At 61.4% G+C, this 18,472-nt stretch carries 16 protein-coding genes; 10 read left to right on the top strand and 6 right to left on the bottom strand.

The window, feature by feature from the left end; genetic code table 11:
• Nucleotides 1-139: 139 nt before the first annotated feature.
• From ACVHNU_RS17485 to ACVHNU_RS17455, 7 genes are all read left to right on the top strand, one after another.
• On the top strand, nt 140-862 hold the full coding sequence (locus ACVHNU_RS17485) for a response regulator transcription factor (RefSeq protein ID WP_003227164.1): 723 nt from the start codon (nt 140-142) through the stop codon (nt 860-862).
• Nucleotides 849-2,273 carry a histidine kinase sensor domain-containing protein gene (locus ACVHNU_RS17480; RefSeq protein WP_473017943.1) on the top strand — a complete coding sequence of 475 codons (1,425 nt, stop codon included), beginning with the start codon at nt 849-851 and terminating at the stop codon, nt 2,271-2,273. Before ACVHNU_RS17485 ends, ACVHNU_RS17480 begins: the two co-directional genes overlap by 14 nt.
• Before the next feature lie 202 nt (nt 2,274-2,475).
• The gene (gene cysM / locus ACVHNU_RS17475) at nt 2,476-3,378 is read left to right on the top strand and encodes a cysteine synthase CysM (RefSeq protein ID WP_027612303.1); all 903 of its coding nucleotides are present in this window, start codon (nt 2,476-2,478) and stop codon (nt 3,376-3,378) included.
• Nucleotides 3,378-4,754 (top strand): 23S rRNA (uracil(1939)-C(5))-methyltransferase RlmD, encoded by a 1,377-nt coding sequence (gene rlmD / locus ACVHNU_RS17470; RefSeq protein ID WP_338802717.1) that lies wholly within the window; start codon nt 3,378-3,380, stop codon nt 4,752-4,754. Before cysM ends, rlmD begins: the two co-directional genes overlap by 1 nt.
• 101 nt (nt 4,755-4,855) lie before the next feature.
• On the top strand, nt 4,856-7,099 hold the full coding sequence (gene relA, locus ACVHNU_RS17465; protein ID WP_003227159.1) for a GTP diphosphokinase: 2,244 nt from the start codon (nt 4,856-4,858) through the stop codon (nt 7,097-7,099).
• Nucleotides 7,100-7,231: 132 nt separating this feature from the next.
• On the top strand, nt 7,232-8,065 hold the full coding sequence (gene mazG, locus ACVHNU_RS17460; RefSeq protein WP_262141626.1) for a nucleoside triphosphate pyrophosphohydrolase: 834 nt from the start codon (nt 7,232-7,234) through the stop codon (nt 8,063-8,065).
• Between the two features lie 26 nt (nt 8,066-8,091).
• Complete coding sequence (locus tag ACVHNU_RS17455; RefSeq protein WP_003227155.1) at nt 8,092-8,634, top strand: DUF2058 domain-containing protein; 543 nt, start codon at nt 8,092-8,094, stop codon at nt 8,632-8,634.
• 70 nt (nt 8,635-8,704) lie between these two features.
• On the opposite strand, the gene ACVHNU_RS17450 is transcribed toward ACVHNU_RS17455, so the two are convergent.
• The 6 genes from ACVHNU_RS17450 to ACVHNU_RS17425 all read right to left on the bottom strand — a co-directional run bounded on the left by ACVHNU_RS17450 (nt 8,705) and on the right by ACVHNU_RS17425 (nt 16,239).
• A complete protein-coding gene (locus ACVHNU_RS17450; RefSeq protein ID WP_003227153.1) occupies nt 8,705-8,893 on the bottom strand; it encodes a hypothetical protein in 189 nt (62 codons plus the stop codon).
• A 392-nt stretch (nt 8,894-9,285) separates the two neighbouring features.
• Nucleotides 9,286-10,506: a beta-ketoacyl-ACP synthase I gene (fabB, locus tag ACVHNU_RS17445; RefSeq protein ID WP_007968959.1), complete on the bottom strand. Its 1,221-nt coding sequence runs from the start codon at nt 10,504-10,506 to the stop codon at nt 9,286-9,288.
• 11 nt (nt 10,507-10,517) lie between these two features.
• On the bottom strand, nt 10,518-11,033 hold the full coding sequence (fabA, locus tag ACVHNU_RS17440; RefSeq protein WP_003227150.1) for a 3-hydroxyacyl-[acyl-carrier-protein] dehydratase FabA: 516 nt from the start codon (nt 11,031-11,033) through the stop codon (nt 10,518-10,520).
• Nucleotides 11,034-11,280: 247 nt separating this feature from the next.
• Nucleotides 11,281-13,185 (bottom strand): response regulator, encoded by a 1,905-nt coding sequence (locus tag ACVHNU_RS17435; RefSeq protein ID WP_003227145.1) that lies wholly within the window; start codon nt 13,183-13,185, stop codon nt 11,281-11,283.
• A complete protein-coding gene (locus ACVHNU_RS17430; RefSeq protein WP_473017942.1) occupies nt 13,182-14,114 on the bottom strand; it encodes an ABC transporter substrate-binding protein in 933 nt (310 codons plus the stop codon). Before ACVHNU_RS17430 ends, ACVHNU_RS17435 begins: the two co-directional genes overlap by 4 nt.
• A gap of 1 nt (nt 14,115) precedes the next feature.
• A complete protein-coding gene (locus ACVHNU_RS17425) occupies nt 14,116-16,239 on the bottom strand; it encodes a TonB-dependent receptor plug domain-containing protein (RefSeq protein ID WP_473017941.1) in 2,124 nt (707 codons plus the stop codon).
• 196 nt (nt 16,240-16,435) lie between these two features.
• Here ACVHNU_RS17425 and ACVHNU_RS17420 point away from each other — a divergent pair, with 196 nt between their 5' ends.
• Genes ACVHNU_RS17420 through sixA form a run of 3 tightly spaced genes read left to right on the top strand, consistent with a single transcriptional unit; the run spans nt 16,436 to nt 18,276 of the window.
• Nucleotides 16,436-17,461, top strand: a complete 1,026-nt coding sequence (locus tag ACVHNU_RS17420) for an NAD(P)H-dependent glycerol-3-phosphate dehydrogenase (RefSeq protein WP_473017940.1) — start codon at nt 16,436-16,438, stop codon at nt 17,459-17,461.
• 18 nt (nt 17,462-17,479) lie between these two features.
• A complete protein-coding gene (locus ACVHNU_RS17415) occupies nt 17,480-17,827 on the top strand; it encodes a DUF4389 domain-containing protein (protein WP_095137170.1) in 348 nt (115 codons plus the stop codon).
• Complete coding sequence (sixA, locus tag ACVHNU_RS17410; protein WP_473017939.1) at nt 17,824-18,276, top strand: phosphohistidine phosphatase SixA; 453 nt, start codon at nt 17,824-17,826, stop codon at nt 18,274-18,276. The genes ACVHNU_RS17415 and sixA overlap by 4 nt, the downstream gene beginning before the upstream one ends.
• The last annotated feature ends 196 nt before the right edge of the window (nt 18,277-18,472 follow it).

Raw genomic sequence — 18,472 nt, 5'->3', positions numbered from 1 at the left:
CAGGCAGGCAATCTCCGGAAAAATGATGTCGTCATCGGTCGACAGCGCATGGCGCGTTTGTCCGCCAGGTCAACCTTGGGTTGCCCGATAGCGGGCAATCTTGAATAATCGGCCAACTGAGAATTATTTGCAGATACTCATGACGCTTGCCTCCAACGATTTCCCACGCATTCTTGCCATCGAGGACGACCCGGTTCTGGGCGCCTATGTTCACGAACATCTGGGGCGCAGCGGCTTTAAGGTGACCTGGTGCCAGAACGGTCAGGAAGGGCTGAACATCGCGCGTCGCCAGCCGTTCGATGTGGTGCTGATGGACATACTGTTGCCGGGGCTCGATGGCCTGAATGTGCTGACCCAATTGCGCCAGAGCCATTCGACGCCGGTGCTGCTGATGTCCGCCCTGGGTGCCGAGGCCGATCGCATCAGTGGCTTTCGCCTGGGGGCCGATGATTATCTGCCAAAGCCGTTCAGCATGGCCGAGCTGCACGTGCGCATCGAGGCGATTCTGCGGCGGGTGGCCCTTGATCGGCGCCCGGCGGCAGTTACTCCGGCGATGGCCAGTGGCACGCTGCGCTTTGACGATGAACAGTGCGAGGTTTTCTATAACGCGCAAGCCGCCGGCCTGACTCGCAGCGAATACCGCCTGCTGGAAACCCTCAATCGCAACGATGAAGAAGTGTTGAGCAAGGCCTTCCTTTATCAGCATGTTCTGCAGCGCGGTTACGCGGCCCACGACCGCAGCCTCGACATGCACATCAGCCAGATCCGCCGCAAACTCAAGGCCATCGGTTACCTTGAGCGTGAAGTGCGCACGGTGTGGGGCAAGGGCTACGTGCTGAGTGCGCCTGATGAAAATCTCTGACCTGCCGGGGCGGCATTCGCTGTTCTGGAAACTGGCGTGCCTGCTGGTGGCGTTCTGTCTGCTGATGATCTGGCTGAGCTGGTCCTGGGGCCGCTACATGGAGGAGCGCAACCAGTTTCTCTCCGACGAGGCGCGCGGCACGCTGAGCCGTTATGCCGCTGAAGCCGAACGTTCCTGGCAGCGCGGTGAGCGTGACGGGGTCGATAACTGGTTGCAGAGCATGGAGCTGCGCGAGGCGGGTTGGGTCGGGGTAATCGACCGTAATTTGCAGTCGTTGAGCAGTGATCCGCTGAATGAACAGGAAATCCAGCACCTGACCTTTTTGCGCGGGCTCGACTGGCCGATCCACAAGCAGGGCCGGCCGTGGCTGCGGGTGCCGTTTCCCCAGGATCCATCTGCCGGCAGTCTGGTGATCGAGTTGCCCGAGCGTTTCCTGCCGGGTAAATACCGGGTGTTCTGGAGGGTGATCACCAACGGGGTGATTCCGGGGCTGTTCACCTTGCTGCTGTGCGTCGGCCTGTATCGCTTGCTGGTGGTGCCGCTGAACAACCTGCGCGAGCAGGCCAACGCCTGGCGCGCCGATCAACTGAATGTGCGCCTGTCGAGCGGCATTACCGAGCGCCCGGACGAACTCGGCGAGCTGGCACGGGCTTTCGACTCGATGTCCGAGCGCCTGCAGTCCACCGTTGCCCTGCAACAGCAACTGCTGCGGGATCTGTCCCACGAACTGCGCACGCCGCTGAGTCGATTGCGGGTGGCCAGTGAAAGCGAACAGGATCTGCGGCAACTGCGCGAGCGCATCGGCCGTGAGGTCGACGGCATGCAACGGCTGGTCGAGGACACCCTGCAACTGGCCTGGCTCGACACCGAGCGTGCACCGCTGCCGGACGAGGCGATCCAGATTCAGGCGCTGTGGGAAATGCTCACCGACAACGCCTGTTATGAAAGCGGCTGGCCGAGCCTGCAATTGCAGTGCGCGGTGCCGTCGTCGTGCTGGGTGCGCGGTAATCTCAATAGTTTGGCGCAGGCGCTGGAGAACATTCTGCGCAACGCCATTCGTCATTCGCCCGAGGGCGGCATCGTGCGCCTCGATGGACGGCGTGACGGCGATTACTGGCATCTGTGGCTGGAAGATCAGGGCGGCGGTGTGGCTGAAGCGGATCTGGAACGGATCTTCTCGCCGTTCACCCGCCTCGACGGCTCGCGCCCGGGGGATGGCGGGTTTGGGCTGGGGTTGAGCATTGCGAGGAATGCGGTGCAAAGGCAGGGCGGGATGTTGTGGGCGGAGAATGGTGGGGCGGGGTTCCGCTTGAATTTTCGGCTGATTGCCGATGACGGCGGCGTGACAGCTGACGCCTTCGCGAGCAAGCCCGCTCCCACAGTGGATGTGGGGCGTCCGCAGATTGTATAACCAACACCGTCACCCTCCTGTGGGAGCGGGCTTGCTCGCGAAGGGCCCCTTCGATTCACCACTGAACTCAAAAGTCGCACCACCGGTGCGACATTCATCTGCTTATTCCCAGAAACCATAAGCACCGCACTTTGCGTGATATGGCCTGCGAACGTTTGCCGGTATGATAGGCGCCCCCGCACGTCTGGATTGCGAATACGCCATGACCCTGCAGTACCCAACCATCGCCGATTGCGTCGGCAACACTCCGCTGGTGCGTTTGCAGCGCCTGCCCGGTGCCACCAGCAACACCCTATTGCTCAAGCTCGAAGGGAACAACCCGGCGGGTTCGGTCAAGGATCGTCCGGCGCTGTCGATGATCACCCGTGCCGAACTGCGCGGGCAGATCCACGCGGGTGACACGCTGATCGAAGCGACCTCGGGCAACACCGGGATCGCCCTGGCCATGGCCGCCGCGATCAAGGGTTACAAGATGATCCTGATCATGCCGGACAACTCCAGCGCCGAGCGCAAGGCGGCGATGACCGCGTACGGTGCCGAGCTGATTCTGGTCAGTCAGGAAGAGGGCATGGAAGGCGCTCGCGATCTCGCCCAGCGCATGGAAGCCGAAGGCCGTGGCAAGGTGCTCGATCAGTTCGCCAACGGCGATAACCCCGAGGCGCACTACACCACCACCGGCCCGGAAATCTGGCGTCAGACCCAGGGCACCATCACCCATTTCGTCAGTTCGATGGGCACCACCGGCACCATCATGGGCGTGTCGCGCTACTTGAAAGAGCAGAGCGACAGCGTGCAGATCATCGGCCTGCAACCGATGGAAGGCTCGGCCATTCCCGGCATCCGCCGCTGGCCGCAGGAATACCTGCCGAAGATCTATCAGGCCGACCGCGTCGACCGTATTGTCGACATGGCGCAAAGCGAGGCCGAAGACGTCACCCGGCGTCTGGCCCGCGAAGAAGGCATCTTCTGTGGCGTGTCCTCGGGCGGTGCGGTGGCAGCGATGCTGCGCCTGTCCAAAGAAGTTGAAAACGCGGTCATCGTCGCGATCATCTGCGACCGTGGCGACCGTTATCTGTCGACCGGCATTTTCGACGCGCCCAACTGATGGCCAAGCACGAGAGAGGCCTGCGCTTCCAGCCCACCGGCGGCAGCAAGGCCGCGCAAATCCCGACCGGCAAAAAACAGCGCTTGAACATCGAGCGCCTGGCTAATGACGGTCGCGGCATCGCGTTTTTCGAAGGTCGCACCTGGTTCGTCCTCGGCGCCCTCGCGGGTGAAGAAGTCGAGGCGCGGGTGCTCGGCACCCACGGCAAAGTGGTCGAGGCGCGCACCGAACGCGTGTTCAAGGCCAGCGAGTTGCGTCGCCCGGCAGCGTGTCAGCATGCCGGTCGCTGCGGCGGTTGCAGTGTTCAACACTTGCCCCACGCCGAACAGCTTGCCCTGAAACAGCGCATGCTCGCCGAGCAGCTGTCGAAGGTCGCCGGGGTCGAGCCTGAAGAATGGGCGGCGCCGTTGACCGGCCCGGAGTTCGGCTATCGCCGCCGCGCGCGGATCGCCGTGCGTTGGGACATGAAGGCGAAGAAACTCGAAGTGGGTTTCCGCGCCGCCGGTAGCCAGGACATCGTCGCCATCAACGAATGCCCGGTGCTGGTACAGCCCTTGCAGCCGATCATGACCCGTTTGCCGGAGATGCTTCGTCGTTTGAGCAAACCGCAGGCGTTGGGGCATGTCGAGTTGTTCAGTGGTTCATCGCTGGCGGTATTGCTGCGACACATGGCGCCACTGTCCGAAGCCGACCTGACGATCCTCAAGGATTTCTGCCAGTTCCATGCAGCGCAACTGTGGTTGCATGGCGAAGGCGAGCCACAACCGGTGGATGCCACGCAGTCGCTGGGCTATCGCCTGGAGCAGTGGGATCTGGATCTGGCCTGGCGGCCGGGGGATTTCATCCAGGTCAACGCCGGGGTCAATGAGGCGATGGTCGCGCAGGCGCTGGACTGGCTGAAGCCGACCGGTGACGAGCGCGTGCTCGACCTGTTCTGCGGTCTGGGCAACTTCGCCTTGCCACTGGCCAAAAGCGTGCGTGAAGTGGTGGCGGTGGAGGGCGTGCAGACTATGGTCGACCGTGCCGCTGCGAACGCCGCTAGTAACAATTTGCATAACACAAAGTTTTTTCAAGCCGATTTATCCCAGCCTTTGACCGATGCTCAGTGGATCGGAAACGGCTTTTCTGCGGTACTCTTGGACCCACCGCGTGACGGTGCTTTCGAGGTGGTGCGCAAGCTCGCGACCCTGGGTGCCAAACGGTTGGTGTATGTGTCGTGCAACCCTGCAACTCTGGCGCGCGACACGGTCGAATTGATCAAGCAGGGCTACCGGTTAAAACGTGCCGGGATTCTCGATATGTTTCCTCAGACGGCGCATGTCGAGGCCATGGCGTTATTTGAAGCGAGCCAGGATGGCTCGTCTGAATCCGTCTGACCTGTCCGGGCGGCGCTCGCTTTAGCCCCGCGAGCGCATCCGGGCATTGGGGGTCAGCGATTTGACGCATTGAATCTGCGTCGTAGGGAAGGTAAAGCAGCATGGTACAGGTGAGAGCACACCAGCCGATCAACACTGACGGCAGTATCAATCTCGAGGCTTGGCTCGATCACGCGGTCAGTGTCGACATGGCGCTGGATCGCGAAGCCTTGAAAGAAGCCTGCGAGTTCGCTCGCGAGGCCGAACAGCAGTCCAACGCCGCGAAGAATCTGTGGGCTGAGGGCAGCGGCAGTTTCAGTACGGGACTTGAGATCGCCGAGATCCTCGCCGACCTCAAGCTCGACCAGGACTCGCTGGTCGCGGCGGTGCTGTATCGCGGCGTCCGCGAAGGCCAGATCGAACTCGCGGCGGTCAGCCAGCGCTTCGGTCCCGTTGTGGCCAAACTGATCGACGGCGTGCAGCGCATGGCGGCAATCAGTGCCAGCCTTAGCCCGCGCCAGTCGATGGTGATGGGTACCCAGGGCCAGGTAGAAAACCTGCGCAAGATGCTGGTGGCGATGGTCGACGACGTTCGCGTCGCGCTGATCAAACTGGCCGAACGTACCTGCGCAATCCGCGCGGTGAAAACCGCTGACGACGAAAAGCGCAACCGCGTCGCCCGGGAAGTCTTCGACATCTATGCGCCGCTCGCGCACCGACTCGGCATCGGTCATATCAAGTGGGAACTGGAGGACTTGTCCTTCCGTTACCTGGAACCCGATCAATACAAACAGATCGCCAAGCTGCTCCACGAGCGGCGGCTGGACCGTGAGCGGTTCATCGCCGACGTGATGACCCAGCTCAAGGACGAATTGCAGGCCACCGGCGTCGACGCCGACATCAGCGGCCGCGCCAAGCACATCTATTCGATCTGGCGCAAAATGCAGCGCAAGGGACTGGAATTCAGCCAGATCTACGACGTGCGCGCCGTGCGCGTGCTGGTGCCGGAAATGCGCGACTGCTACACCGCGCTCGGCATCGTCCACACCCTGTGGCGGCACATCCCGAAAGAATTCGACGACTACATCGCCAACCCGAAAGAGAACGGCTACCGCTCGCTGCACACGGCGGTAATCGGCCCGGAAGGCAAGGTCCTCGAAGTGCAGATCCGTACGCACTCGATGCACGAAGAGGCCGAGCTCGGCGTCTGCGCGCACTGGCGCTACAAGGGCACTGACGTCAAGTCCGGTTCCAACCACTACGAAGAGAAAATCTCCTGGCTGCGGCAGGTGCTCGAGTGGCACGAGGAGCTGGGCGATATCGGTGGTCTGGCCGAACAGCTGCGGGTCGATATCGAACCGGACCGGGTGTACATCTTCACCCCCGACGGCCACGCCATCGATTTGCCGAAAGGCGCGACGCCGCTGGACTTCGCCTACCGCGTGCACACCGAAATCGGTCACAACTGCCGTGGCGCGAAGATCAATGGGCGGATCGTGCCGCTCAACTACAGCCTGCAGACCGGTGAGCAGGTCGAGATCATCACCAGCAAGCACGGTACGCCGAGCCGCGACTGGCTGAACCCGAACCTGGGCTACGTCACCACCTCGCGGGCGCGGGCGAAGATCGTTCACTGGTTCAAGTTGCAGGCCCGTGACCAGAACGTTGCGGCCGGTAAAACCCTGATCGAACGCGAACTCAATCGCCTCGGTCTGCCGGCGGTGGATTTCGACAAGCTGGCCGAAAAGGCCAACATGAAAACCGCCGAAGACATGTTCGCCGCCCTCGGTGCCGGCGACCTGCGTCTGGCGCAACTGGTCAACCTGGCGCAGCAACTGGTCGAGCCGGAACGCGGCAACGAACAGCTGGAGCTGATCCCGCGCAAGGCCACCGGTTACAAACCGGGCAAGCGCGGCGACATTCAGATCCAGGGTGTCGGCAACCTGATGACGCAGATGGCTGGCTGCTGCCAGCCACTGCCGGGCGACGCGATCGTCGGCTACATCACTCAGGGCCGCGGCGTGAGTATTCACCGTCAGGACTGTGCCTCGGTGCTGCAACTGGCCGGGCGCGAGCCGGAGCGGATCATCCAGGTCAGCTGGGGCCCGGTTCCGGTGCTCACCTATCCGGTGGATATCGTCATCCGCGCCTACGACCGTTCCGGTCTGCTGCGGGACGTCTCGCAGGTGCTGCTCAACGAGCGGATCAACGTGCTGGCGGTCAACACCCGCTCGAACAAGGAAGACAACACCGCGCTGATGTCGCTGACCATCGAGATTCCCGGGCTGGATGCGCTCGGGCGCTTGCTGGGGCGGATTTCGCAGTTGCCGAACATCATCGAGACGCGGCGTAACCGTACTCCGTGAAGATGGCTTTGTTCGAATGTGGGAGCGGGCTTGCTCGCGAAGAGGGCGTGTCAGTCGATATTTACGCTGAATGACACACCGCATTCGCGAGCAAGCCCGCTCCCACATTGGTTTTGTGTAGAGGCATGACAGATGTATTCACTTGAAGACCTGCTCCACCTGATGAACCGCCTGCGCGACCCGCAGTTCGGTTGCCCGTGGGACATCAAGCAAACCTACGCGACCATCGTCCCGCATACCCTCGAAGAAGCCTATGAAGTGGCTGACGCCATTGAACGCGGCGACTTCGATCACTTGCAGGGCGAGCTGGGTGATCTGTTGTTTCAGGTGGTCTATTACAGCCAGTTGGCCCGGGAAGAAGGGCGCTTCGAATTTGCCGGAGTGATCGACAGCATCACCCGTAAGCTGATCCGCCGTCATCCGCACGTGTTTCCCACCGGCGATCTGTACGCGCCGCTGGATGTGCCACGGCTGAATGAAGAACAGGTCAAGCAGCGCTGGGAAGAGATCAAGGCCGAAGAACGCGCCGAGAAATCCGCCGCGCCCGAGCAGCTGTCACTGCTCGATGACGTGCCTGCCGCGTTGCCGGCACTGTCGCGTTCGGCCAAGTTGCAAAAGCGTGCCGGGCAGGTCGGCTTCGACTGGCCGGATGCACTGCCGGTGCTGGACAAGGTGCGCGAAGAGCTCGATGAAGTGCTCGAAGCCATGTCCGAAAACGATCCCGACGCGGTGGCTGACGAGATCGGCGATCTGCTGTTTTCCGTGGTCAATCTGGCCCGGCATCTCAAGGTCGATCCGGAAACCGCACTGCGTGGCGCCAACGCCAAGTTCGAACGACGTTTCCGATTTATCGAACAGGCATTGCGCGACACCCGTCGTCCCATGGAAGATTGCACCCTCGAAGAGTTGGACGCCCTGTGGGGTGAAGCCAAACGCCAGGAAAAGAATGTGCCCAGCTGCGGCTGAGCCGTTGCCCAAGTGAGTAAGCATTAATGAGCCTTTCCCTTCGCGACCAGTTGCTCAAAGCAGGCCTGGTCAACCAAAAGCAGGCCAAGCAGGTCAGCAAAGACAAGCAGAAGCAACAGCGTCTGGCCCACAAGGGGCAGGCCGAGCTGGATGATTCGCAGCAGCGCGCCGCTCAGGAAGCCATGGCCGAGAAGGTCAAGCGCGACCAGGAGCTGAACCGTCAGCAGCAGGAGAAGGCCGAGGCCAAGGCCCGTGCCGCGCAGGTCAAGCAGTTGATCGAAGTGACGCGTCTGCCGAAGCTCAACACCGAGGACTACTACAACTTCGTTGACGACAAGAAGGTCAAGCGCATTTGCGTCAACACGCTGATGCGCAACAAGCTCAGCAATGGTTCGCTGGCGATCGTGCACCATGCCGGCGGCTACGAAGTGATCCCCCGTGAAGCGGCCCTGAAGATCCAGGAGCGTGATCCGCAGCGCATTGTGCAGCTCAACGTGCAGACCGAAGAGGTCGCAGCCGAGGATGATCCGTACGCGGCCTACCAGATCCCTGATGATCTGATGTGGTAAACCGATAAAGCTGTAACAACCCAAACTGTGGCGAGGGAGCAAGCTCCCTCGCCACAGGTTCAATATTCGCCTAAGCGGATTTCAGATCCCGTTGCTGTTCCTGCAGTTCGAGTTCGGCCTTGTAGTTGTGGGCGTCGATCTCGTTGTGGAACATGCCGACCAGCAAGTCTTGTTGATGCACATCCCAGATCCGTACACCGGCGGCTACGCCTTCATGGGACATGTGTGAATCGTCGCGTTCAGTTACTTTTACAGTCATCTGCTAGCTCCAAATCTCAAGTTATCTGCAGCAAGGCGTGTGCAGGACTCTTTTATATGATTTGTTAGCTTGCTAAGTAAACGCTTGATTTGTGCAAGGTGTTGTTGCGGTTTTTGCAACAGTGCTACAGCCCGCTAAATCCGCGACATTCGGTCGCAGGGCGGGAAGTTGCATGACAGAAGTTTCATTTTCAGGCGCACTGACATCCTTTGTGGGAGCGGGCTTGCTCGCGAAAGCGTCGTGTCAGACAGACTGATGTCGACTGACACGACGCTTTCGCGAGCAAGCCCGCTCCCACAGGGTTTTGCGCTGTGGCTGCTGGTTTCAAACCGGCCAAAAAAAACGCCCCGAACCAGTCGGGGCGTTTTCATGTGGAGCTCAGCAGCGGGGAATTACTTGCCTTCCCAGCGCTTCAGCACCAGCGTGGCGTTGGTGCCGCCGAAGCCGAAGCTGTTGCTCATCACGGTGTTGATGGTGGCGTTCTCGCGGGTCTTGGTCAGCACCGGCAGATCGGCCACTTCAGGGTCCAGCTCGTCGATGTTGGCGGAACCGGCGATGAAGTTGCCTTCCATCATCAGCATGCAGTAGATCGCTTCGTGAACGCCGGCGGCGCCCAGGGAGTGACCGGACAGGCTCTTGGTCGAGCTGATCGCTGGCGCCTTGTCGCCGAACACTTCACGCACACCTTTCATTTCCGCGACGTCGCCGACCGGAGTCGAGGTGCCGTGGGTGTTCAGGTAGTCGATCGGGGTGTCGACGGTGGACATTGCCATCTGCATGCAGCGGATCGCGCCTTCGCCACTTGGGGCAACCATGTCGTAGCCGTCGGACGTTGCGCCGTAGCCAACGATTTCGGCGTAGATCTTGGCGCCACGGGCCAGCGCGTGTTCCAGCTCTTCAACCACGACCATACCGCCACCGCCAGCGATGACGAAACCGTCACGGTCGGCGTCGTAGGCGCGGGAAGCTTGTTCCGGGGTGTCGTTGCGCTTGCTGGACAGGGCGCCCATCGCGTCGAACAGGAAAGACTGGCTCCAGTGCTCTTCTTCACCGCCACCGGCGAAGACGATGTCCTGCTTGCCCATCTGGATCTGTTCCATGGCGGTACCGATGCAGTGAGCACTGGTGGCGCAGGCAGAGGCGATGGAGTAGTTCAGGCCCTTGATCTTGAACGGTGTGGCCAGGCACGCGGAAACGGTGCTGCTCATGGTCCGCGTTACACGGTATGGGCCGACGCGCTTCACGCCTTTCTCGCGCAGGATGTCCAGCGCTTCCATCTGGTTCAGGGTCGACGCGCCGCCGGAGCCGGCGATCAGGCCGGTACGCGGGTTGGACACTTGCTCTTCGGTCAGGCCGGAGTCAGTGATGGCGTCTTTCATGGCCAGGTAGGCGTAAGCCGCTGCGTGGCCGACGAAACGATAGATCTTGCGATCGATCAGTTCTTCAAGGTTGAGGTCGATGGAGCCGGAAACCTGGCTACGCAGACCCATTTCAGCATATTCCGGGTTGAACCGGATGCCAGGGCGGCTTGCACGCAGGTTAGCGGAGACGGTCTCTTTGTCATTGCCCAGGCACGAAACAATGCCCAGACCAGTGATAACGACGCGGCGCATGCGAATAACCCTTAGAAGTTGTCAGTGGAGGTGAAAACGCCGACGCGAAGGCCTTCGGCGGTGTAGATTTCGCGACCGTCGACAGTCACCGAACCATCGGCGATGGCCAGGTTCAGCTTGCCCTTGAGGACGCGTTTGATATGGATGTTGTAGGTGACTTTCTTGGCGGTCGGCAGGACCTGGCCGAAGAATTTCACTTCGCCCGAACCCAGCGCACGACCACGGCCCGGCAGGCCTTGCCAGCCGAGGAAGAAGCCGACCAGTTGCCACATGGCGTCCAGACCCAGGCAGCCCGGCATCACCGGATCGCCCTCGAAGTGGCATGCGAAGAACCACAGGTCAGGGTTGATATCCAGCTCGGCGACCAATTCACCTTTGCCGTACTTGCCGCCTTCTTCGCTGATCAGGGTGATGCGATCGACCATCAGCATGTTCGGGGCGGGCAGTTGCGCGTTACCTGGGCCGAACAGCTCACCGCGACTGCAGCGCAGCAGGTCTTCCCGAGTAAAGGCGTTTTGTTTGGTCATGCGAGCTCCTCAATAATCCCATGCGGCAGGTGGGGCAAATCTTCCCGGCCGATCGACGCGTTCATGCCTCGTACCGGCAGCCTACTCATAGACTATTGCGTTGTGGTGAAAGTCACAGCACCAAGGACATGAATGTACACTTGTGCACTGAAATTTTTATTCAAGCCTCTTTTGAGGCTCGTTCGGGTGCCTAAGACTGCCGCACTTTCGCTTTTCACGCCAGTCGCAGATGGTCGAAAAACCGTCACTACTGCACCCAGCGCTGCAGAATCTGTTGTAGGTCATTGCGTTTGAACGGCTTGGCCAGATAATCGTTCATGCCCGCCGAAAGGCAAGTTTCGCGGTCGCCCTGCAACGCGTTGGCGGTCAGCGCGATGATCGGCACCTCGCGGCGTCCGGGCAGTTGGCGGATCTGCCGGGTCGCCTCGTAGCCGTCGATGATCGGCAGCCGGCAATCCATCAGAATCACTTCGAAATCATTGCCTTCAGCACTGCGCACCGCTTGCGCGCCATCGGTGGCGACGCTGACGGTAAAGCCCAGGCTGCGCAGCATCGCTTCGATGACGGTCTGGTTGACCGGATTGTCCTCCACCAGCAACACATTGCGCCCCTCGCCATGCCCGTTGCCATTGGCCGCGCGCGGCGCCGCCAGTGTCGGCAGCGTCTGCTTATATAGCGCCAGCGGGATTTCCAGGGTGAACACCGAACCCAGGCCTTCTTCGCTCTGCGCCCGCAACGTGCCGCCCATGCGTTCGGCCAGGGTGCGGGCGATCGGCAAACCGAGACCGGTGCCGCCATAGCGCCGGGAAATCGAACTGTCGGCCTGCTGGAAGGCGTTGAACATCAATTCCAGACTCTCAGACGAAATGCCGATGCCGCTGTCGCGCACCGAACAGGTGAACCACAGCAACTCGTGATCCAGCGACTGCCACTGCGCCTCGATGCTGACCCGGCCACGCTCGGTGAACTTCAAGGCGTTGCCCACCAGATTGACCAGAATCTGCCGGATCCGCGTCGGGTCGCCCTGCACCTGCAAGTCGCGCATGTCCTCGGGAATCTGCAGGTTCAGGGCGAGGCCACGCTGCACCGCGCTGTGCTGGAAGGATTGGGCGCAAGCACCGATCAGGTCGGCGAGGTTGAACGGAATGTGCTCAAGCTCCAGCTCCGAGCGTTCGATCCGCGAGAAATCGAGAATGTCGTTGATGACTTTCAGCAGGTGTTCGGTGGACTCGGAAGCGAGCGCCGCGTACTCGATCTGCTCCTCGGTCATGTCGGTGGTTTCCAGCAACTGCAACATGCCCAGCACGCCGTTCATGGGGGTGCGCAGTTCATGGCTCATCATCGCCAGAAAATCGGATTTGGCGTTGTTGGCCTTTTCCGCTTCTTCACGGGTCTGGATCAGTTGCGCCATCGCCTGATGCTGTTCGCGGCTGGCCTGTTCCAGTGCCTGGGCGAGGTTGTTGATGTGCTGCGACAGGGCGCCCAACTCGGTGTCATCGACGATCGGCAGCGGGGTCTTGTAATCGCCTTGCTGAATCGCCTTGACCGCGTTGCCGATATCGCGGATCGGCGCCGACAGACTGCCGGCCAGACGCCGCGCCAGAACAAAGGTGAAGAGCAGGGCGAACAACGCCAGAATCCCGGCCTTGAGCAGAATTTCCTGTTGGCGCTGACTGAAGGCATCGTTGGACAGACCGACGATCACCCGGCCCAGGTAATCCTCGCTGGTCACGTTGTTGCTGGCTTTGGCGTCGTGGAAAAAATCGCTGTTGAGGGCGATCCGTTGCAGGCGCACCGGGGCCTGGAACACCTCGACCTGATGCGGGCGGTTGTGCGCGTCGGCGGCTTGTTCAACGTAGGCCAGAATCCGGTTGGCGCTGTCCTGCACTTCCAGAAAGCGTACGTTCGGTGTTGCGAGAGTCGCCTTGAGCAGGCTTTCCAGCACTTCGTTGTTGCCGGAAATCACCCCGTACTCGGTCGCGGGCGCCAGTTGATTGGCGATCAGTTGCCCGGTGTGATTGAGCTCCTGACGCAAATCCTGAATCCGCACGAAGGTAAAGAAACTGATCAGCAGCAGCGTGAGCAGCAGGGCCGGGCCGAGGCTGATCAATTGCGTGCGGGTGTTGATGTCCCAGCGGCGACGCAGATTCATGGGTGGCTTTCTCCTTCAGCCAACTGGCGGGCAACAGACGCTTCATCGATTGGCTCGATACCGAGGGAACGAGCGACCTGCACATTACTTGAGACTTTGAAACGATCGGGGTAGAGCGAGCGCGGCCACGTCGCCGGGGGGCGATCCAGCAACCGGTCAAGGATCGCCAGCCAGTCGGGCTGATCGCTGTAAGTGCTGGCGAGGCTGCCGGCACGCACGAACGCCGCGTTCGGCCCGATCAGCGCCACTTGCCGGGAGTAGCTGCTGAGCAGCAGGTTTTTCGCGGTTTTCGGGTTGTACAGATCGGGATCGTCGAGGCCCAGCAACACGTCACTGTTTCTCAGCACGGTTTGCAACGGGCGACTGTCCTGGGTGTTGTCCCAACGCTGGCTGACGATTTGCAGGTTCAGCGGCGCAGCAGCCTGGTGCAGCTCCTTGAGCAGAAATTCGCTGTGCTGGTCGAACAGCACGCCGACCCGCCGCACCTGCGGCAGAATTCGCCGAATCAGTTGCAGTTGCCTCCCCAGCGGCGGGTCGCTCCACAGCAGACTCAAGTGCGGCGGTTGTGCGCCACCCAGGCGTTGCCGCGCTTGCAATCGGCTGATGCGCAACACCAGCGTCGCCGGCCCCTGAGACTCTTTAAGGCGCCAGTCGAGGCTGGGCAGGTCGAGCAGTATCATCCGCAGATTGGCCGGCAACTTGCCCGGTGCCGGCAGGCTGGCCAGTGGCTGGAAACGTACGTTGTCGGTGGGGCGCAGCTCGCTCAACGCCTGGACGAAGGCCTGTACACCGGGACTTTCTTCGGCACCGGTCAACAGAATGTCGGCGGCCTGCACCGCCATGCCGTGCAGCCACGCGGTCAAAAACAGACACGCACCGGCCAGCCAGTGGCCCAGGGTTGGTGTCTTGTTTGCCGTGCCGAAGCGCACCCTAGAACTCCAGCTCGGCGCTGAAGTACAGCACCCGGCGTTCGTCGTAATTGTTGTCGACGAAAGTGGTCGGTTCGTTGTCGAGCCGTTGTTGCAGCACGCCGGCCAGTTGCAGTTGCGCCTTGCCCAGCGGGAGGCGTTTGGCGATGCGCGTGTCGACCCGTTCGAAGCGGTAGCCATTGAGCGCGTTGTCGCCGTAATAGAACAGGGCGCTGTTCCAGCCATGGCCCCAGTCGCGCAGCCAGCCGGCAGAGCCGCTGTTGCGCGAGGTGAATTGCTGATCCAGCGGATTGCTCGCTTCGGCGTCGACGAAGGCGTAGGTGAAGCGCAGGCGATCGATCATGCTCAGGCGCCAGTCGAGCTGGGTTTCGGTGCCGCGAAAGCGTGAGCTGTTGGCGTTGCTGGCGATGTATTGGTTGTTGCGCAACGGCTCGCTGATCATCCCGGTGATTTCGTCGTAGAACAGCTTCACGTCCACGGCCAGCCCCAGCTCGGCGAAATAGCCGTTGTAGCCCAGTTCGCGCGAGCGCATGTGTTCCTGATCGAGATCGCCCGGGCCACGGGTCTTGACGAAGTAGCGCGCCGAGGACTGGCCGTAGGCCGAGGGCCGCAGGTTGCTCACCTGATAGCTCCAGTTGACGTTGTTCTCGAACATGTCCGGCGAACGGATCGCCTCCGAGTACACCGCGCGCAGGCCATGGCGCGGGTTGATCAGATAGTTGACCGCAAATCTGGGCGTCAGCGAACTGCCGATCAGTTGGGTGTTTTCGAACATTGCGCCGCCCTGCAACAGCCAATGTTCGCTGGCGCGCCACTCCAGTTGGCCGAACGCGCGCCAGGTGGTGTCGTCCAGTGTGCCGTTGAAGTAGGTTTCGGAATCGGCCCGGTCATAACGATAGTTCATGCCGCTGACCAGCCGCAGGCTGTCGGACAGGCTGAGGGTGTCCTGCAATTCCAGATCGTAGCGCGACTCGCGGGCGCTTTGATCGATGTCGCCACACAGGGTCTGGCTGGCACCGTTGCGCCATTGGTCGAGCACCTGATTGGCCAGGGCCATTTCCTGTGGCGTTCCGGCTTCCGGGCCGGGGCCGGTGAAACGGGTGATGTTGCGCGCCAGGCGTTCGGTGTAGTTCGGGTTGAGTTGCCACAGCTGCGTCAGCTGCGGGCTGAACGACACTTCGGCATCACAGGCGCGCCACACCTGCTGGCGATCCCAGTGCTGGGCCGAACCTTGTATATAAAGGCTATGCTCGGGATTGATGTCGAGATTCCAGCGCACCGAACCGGCGTAGTCCTTGGCGATCACGTCGGAATTGTTCCCGGCAGCGGTAATCCCCGAGAACACCGGGCGGTAGGTATAGGGCCGCTGATTGCTGCCGTCCTTCGCGTTGATCTGCCAGTCGAGGCTCTGGTTGTCGCTCAGGGTCTGGCTGACGGCGAGGCTGAAGCGGTTCAAGCGGCGGCTGTCACGGTAATCGGCGCCGGTGCGGTCGCTGTCGAAGCCATCGTCTTCCTGGCCGGACAGCGACAGACGCAGGTCGCCGCCATTCCACCCCGTGCCCTGGCTGGCATAGAAGTCGTTGATGCCGCGCTGGCCACGGGTGACCTTCAGGCGCGTGCCGTGGCTGTCCGCCGGGTTGCGGGTGATGATGTTGACCACCGCCATCAGCGCATTGGCGCCGTAGCTGACGGTGTTCGGCCCACGGAAAACCTCGATGCGTTCGATGTCTTCCATGGCCACCGGAATATCGCTCCAGTCCACCGTGGCCAGGCCTGCGCGGTACACCGAGCGGCCGTCGATCAGCACCTGCATGCGCCGCGCTTCGCTGGCGTTGGTCCCGTGATAGTTGACCGCCGCCTGATTGCCGCTGATGTTGCCGACCATCATCCCCGGCACCAGCCGCAGCAACTCGCTGATGTCCCGCGCGCCACTGGCACTGATCAGCTCACTGTCGATGACGGTCATGCTCCCCGGCACTTCCGCCGGCGTCTGTTTCAGGCGCGTGGCCGTCAGCACCTGCGGCAGCGTTTCGCTGTCGACAAACAGGTCGTCCGCCTGCAACACCGGGCTGAACAACAGCGCCAGCAACAGCGACGAACGCGAGGGGGCAGAGGCAAAAGACACAACACAGCCTTGATCACAAAGAATTGGCGCGCATGTTAACCGAGGACAGTGACTTTTCCAGTCACGATGCGGGCATTTTCCTCGGTTTTATTGGTCTTCTTCCTACAAGTGCCGGTAATTGACGCAGGGGCTGGCCGCGCTTCGGTCGCCCCGTATAATGCCGGCATCGCCACTGGTATGGATTAACGGATTGCATATGACTGAACAGCGCCCGATTGCGGTCCTGGGAGGCGGAAGTTTTGGTACCGCCGTGGCTAATCTCTTGGCCGAGAACGGCCATCAAGTCCGGCAGTGGATGCGTGACCCCGAGCAGGCCGAGGCCATCCGGGTCAACCGCGAGAACCCGCGTTACCTCAAGGGCATCAAGATTCTGCCGGGGGTGACGGCCGTCACTGATCTGCAGGAAACCCTCGACGCCTGCGAGCTGTGCTTCGTTGCGCTGCCCTCGAGCGCATTGCGCACGGTGCTGGCCGCCCACGCCGAGCGCCTGAGCGGCAAGATGCTGGTCAGCCTGACCAAGGGCATCGAAGCTCACACCTTCAAACTGATGAGCCAGATCCTCGAAGAAATCGCCCCGCAGGCGCGCATTGGCGTGCTGTCCGGGCCGAACCTGGCGCGAGAGATCGCCGAGCACGCGCTGACCGCCACCGTGGTCGCCAGCGAGGACGAAGATTTGTGCAAACAGGTGCAGGCGGCGCTGCACGGTCGCACCTTCCGTGTTTACGCCAGTGCTGACCGATTCGGCGTCGAGCTGGGCGGCGCACTGAAAAACGTCTACGCAATCATCGCCGGCTTGGCGGTGGCGCTGGAGATGGGCGAGAACACCAAGAGCATGCTGATCACCCGCGCACTGGCCGAGATGACTCGGTTCGCGGTGAATCAGGGCGCCAACCCGATGACCTTCCTCGGTCTGGCCGGGGTAGGGGATTTGATCGTGACCTGCTCGTCGCCGAAGAGCCGCAACTATCAGGTCGGGTTTGCCCTCGGTCAGGGTTTGAGCCTTGACGAAGCAGTGTCGCGCCTGGGCGAAGTGGCCGAAGGCGTGAACACCCTGAAGGTGCTCAAGGCCAAATCCCAGGAGGTGGGCGTGTACATGCCGCTGGTCGCCGGGCTGCATGCGATCCTGTTTGAGGGACGCACGCTGGAGCAGGTGATCGGTCTACTGATGCGGGCCGAGCCGAAAACCGACGTCGACTTTATTTCCACCAGCGGTTTCAACTGATTCAACAGGAAGCGAGCCATGAACGATCCGAAAACCGAAGCCAAGTACGAATCCATCCTCCTGCGGGTGCTGTGGATGATCGTCTATGTGCTGGTCTGGCAAGTGGCGCAGTTCATCCTCGGCGCCGTGGTGCTGGTGCAGCTGATCTATCGTTTGATTTATGGCGCGCCGAGCGCAAGCCTGATGAATTTCGGCGACAGCCTGAGCCAGTTTTTGGCGCAGATCGGCCGTTTCGGCAGCTTTCACAGCGACCAGAAACCCTGGCCGTTCGCCGACTGGCCAACCCCGCGTACTCCTGAAGGCGAAGCACCGCACGCCGTGCCGCCAGCGCCGCATCCGGCCCGTGATGAGGAACCCAAGCTATGAAACTCTGGGTGTTGCGTCACGGTGAGGCGGTGCCTTATGGCTCGTGCCCTGACTCCGAGCGGGAACTGACCGGGCACGGTCGTCAAGAAGCCTTGAAGAGTGCGGCCCGGCTGATTGGTCAGCCGCTGACGGCGATCTACGCCAGTCCTTACCTGCGTGCGCAACAGACCGCACAGATTGTCCGCGAAGCCCTGGGATTCGAGCCGGAGATTCGCACGGTCGGCTGGCTGACGCCGGAGAACGATCCGGACAAGGTGGCGGATCAACTGGTGTCGGTGAGTGATGTGCTGCTGGTCAGTCACAACCCGTTGGTGGGCAATCTGCTGAGCTATCTGCAGCATGGCGCCGGGTATCCGCCGGAGAAGGTCGGCACTGCCGGTCTGGCTGAGCTGGAAAGCCCTGAACTGCTGATCGGCTCGATGACCCTCAACAGCCTCAAGCACCCCTGACACCATTCCCTTGTAGGAGTGAGCCTGCTCGCGATGAGGCCCTGTCAGCCGAAATGGAGGTTGACTGATACACCGCTATCGCGAGCAGGCTCACTCCTACAGGTTCTTCATGCGGCTGAAATTATTTGTTGGAATTTTCCAACCAAGCACTTGCTTGGTTGACTACGCTTGCTCCAGACCAAAAAAACAGGAGCGA

It is taken from the genome of Pseudomonas sp. Ors-4-3C, from assembly GCF_055755035.1.
The sequence above is the reverse complement of the archived record's forward strand: the minus strand, read 5'-3'. Positions and strand labels throughout refer to the sequence as shown.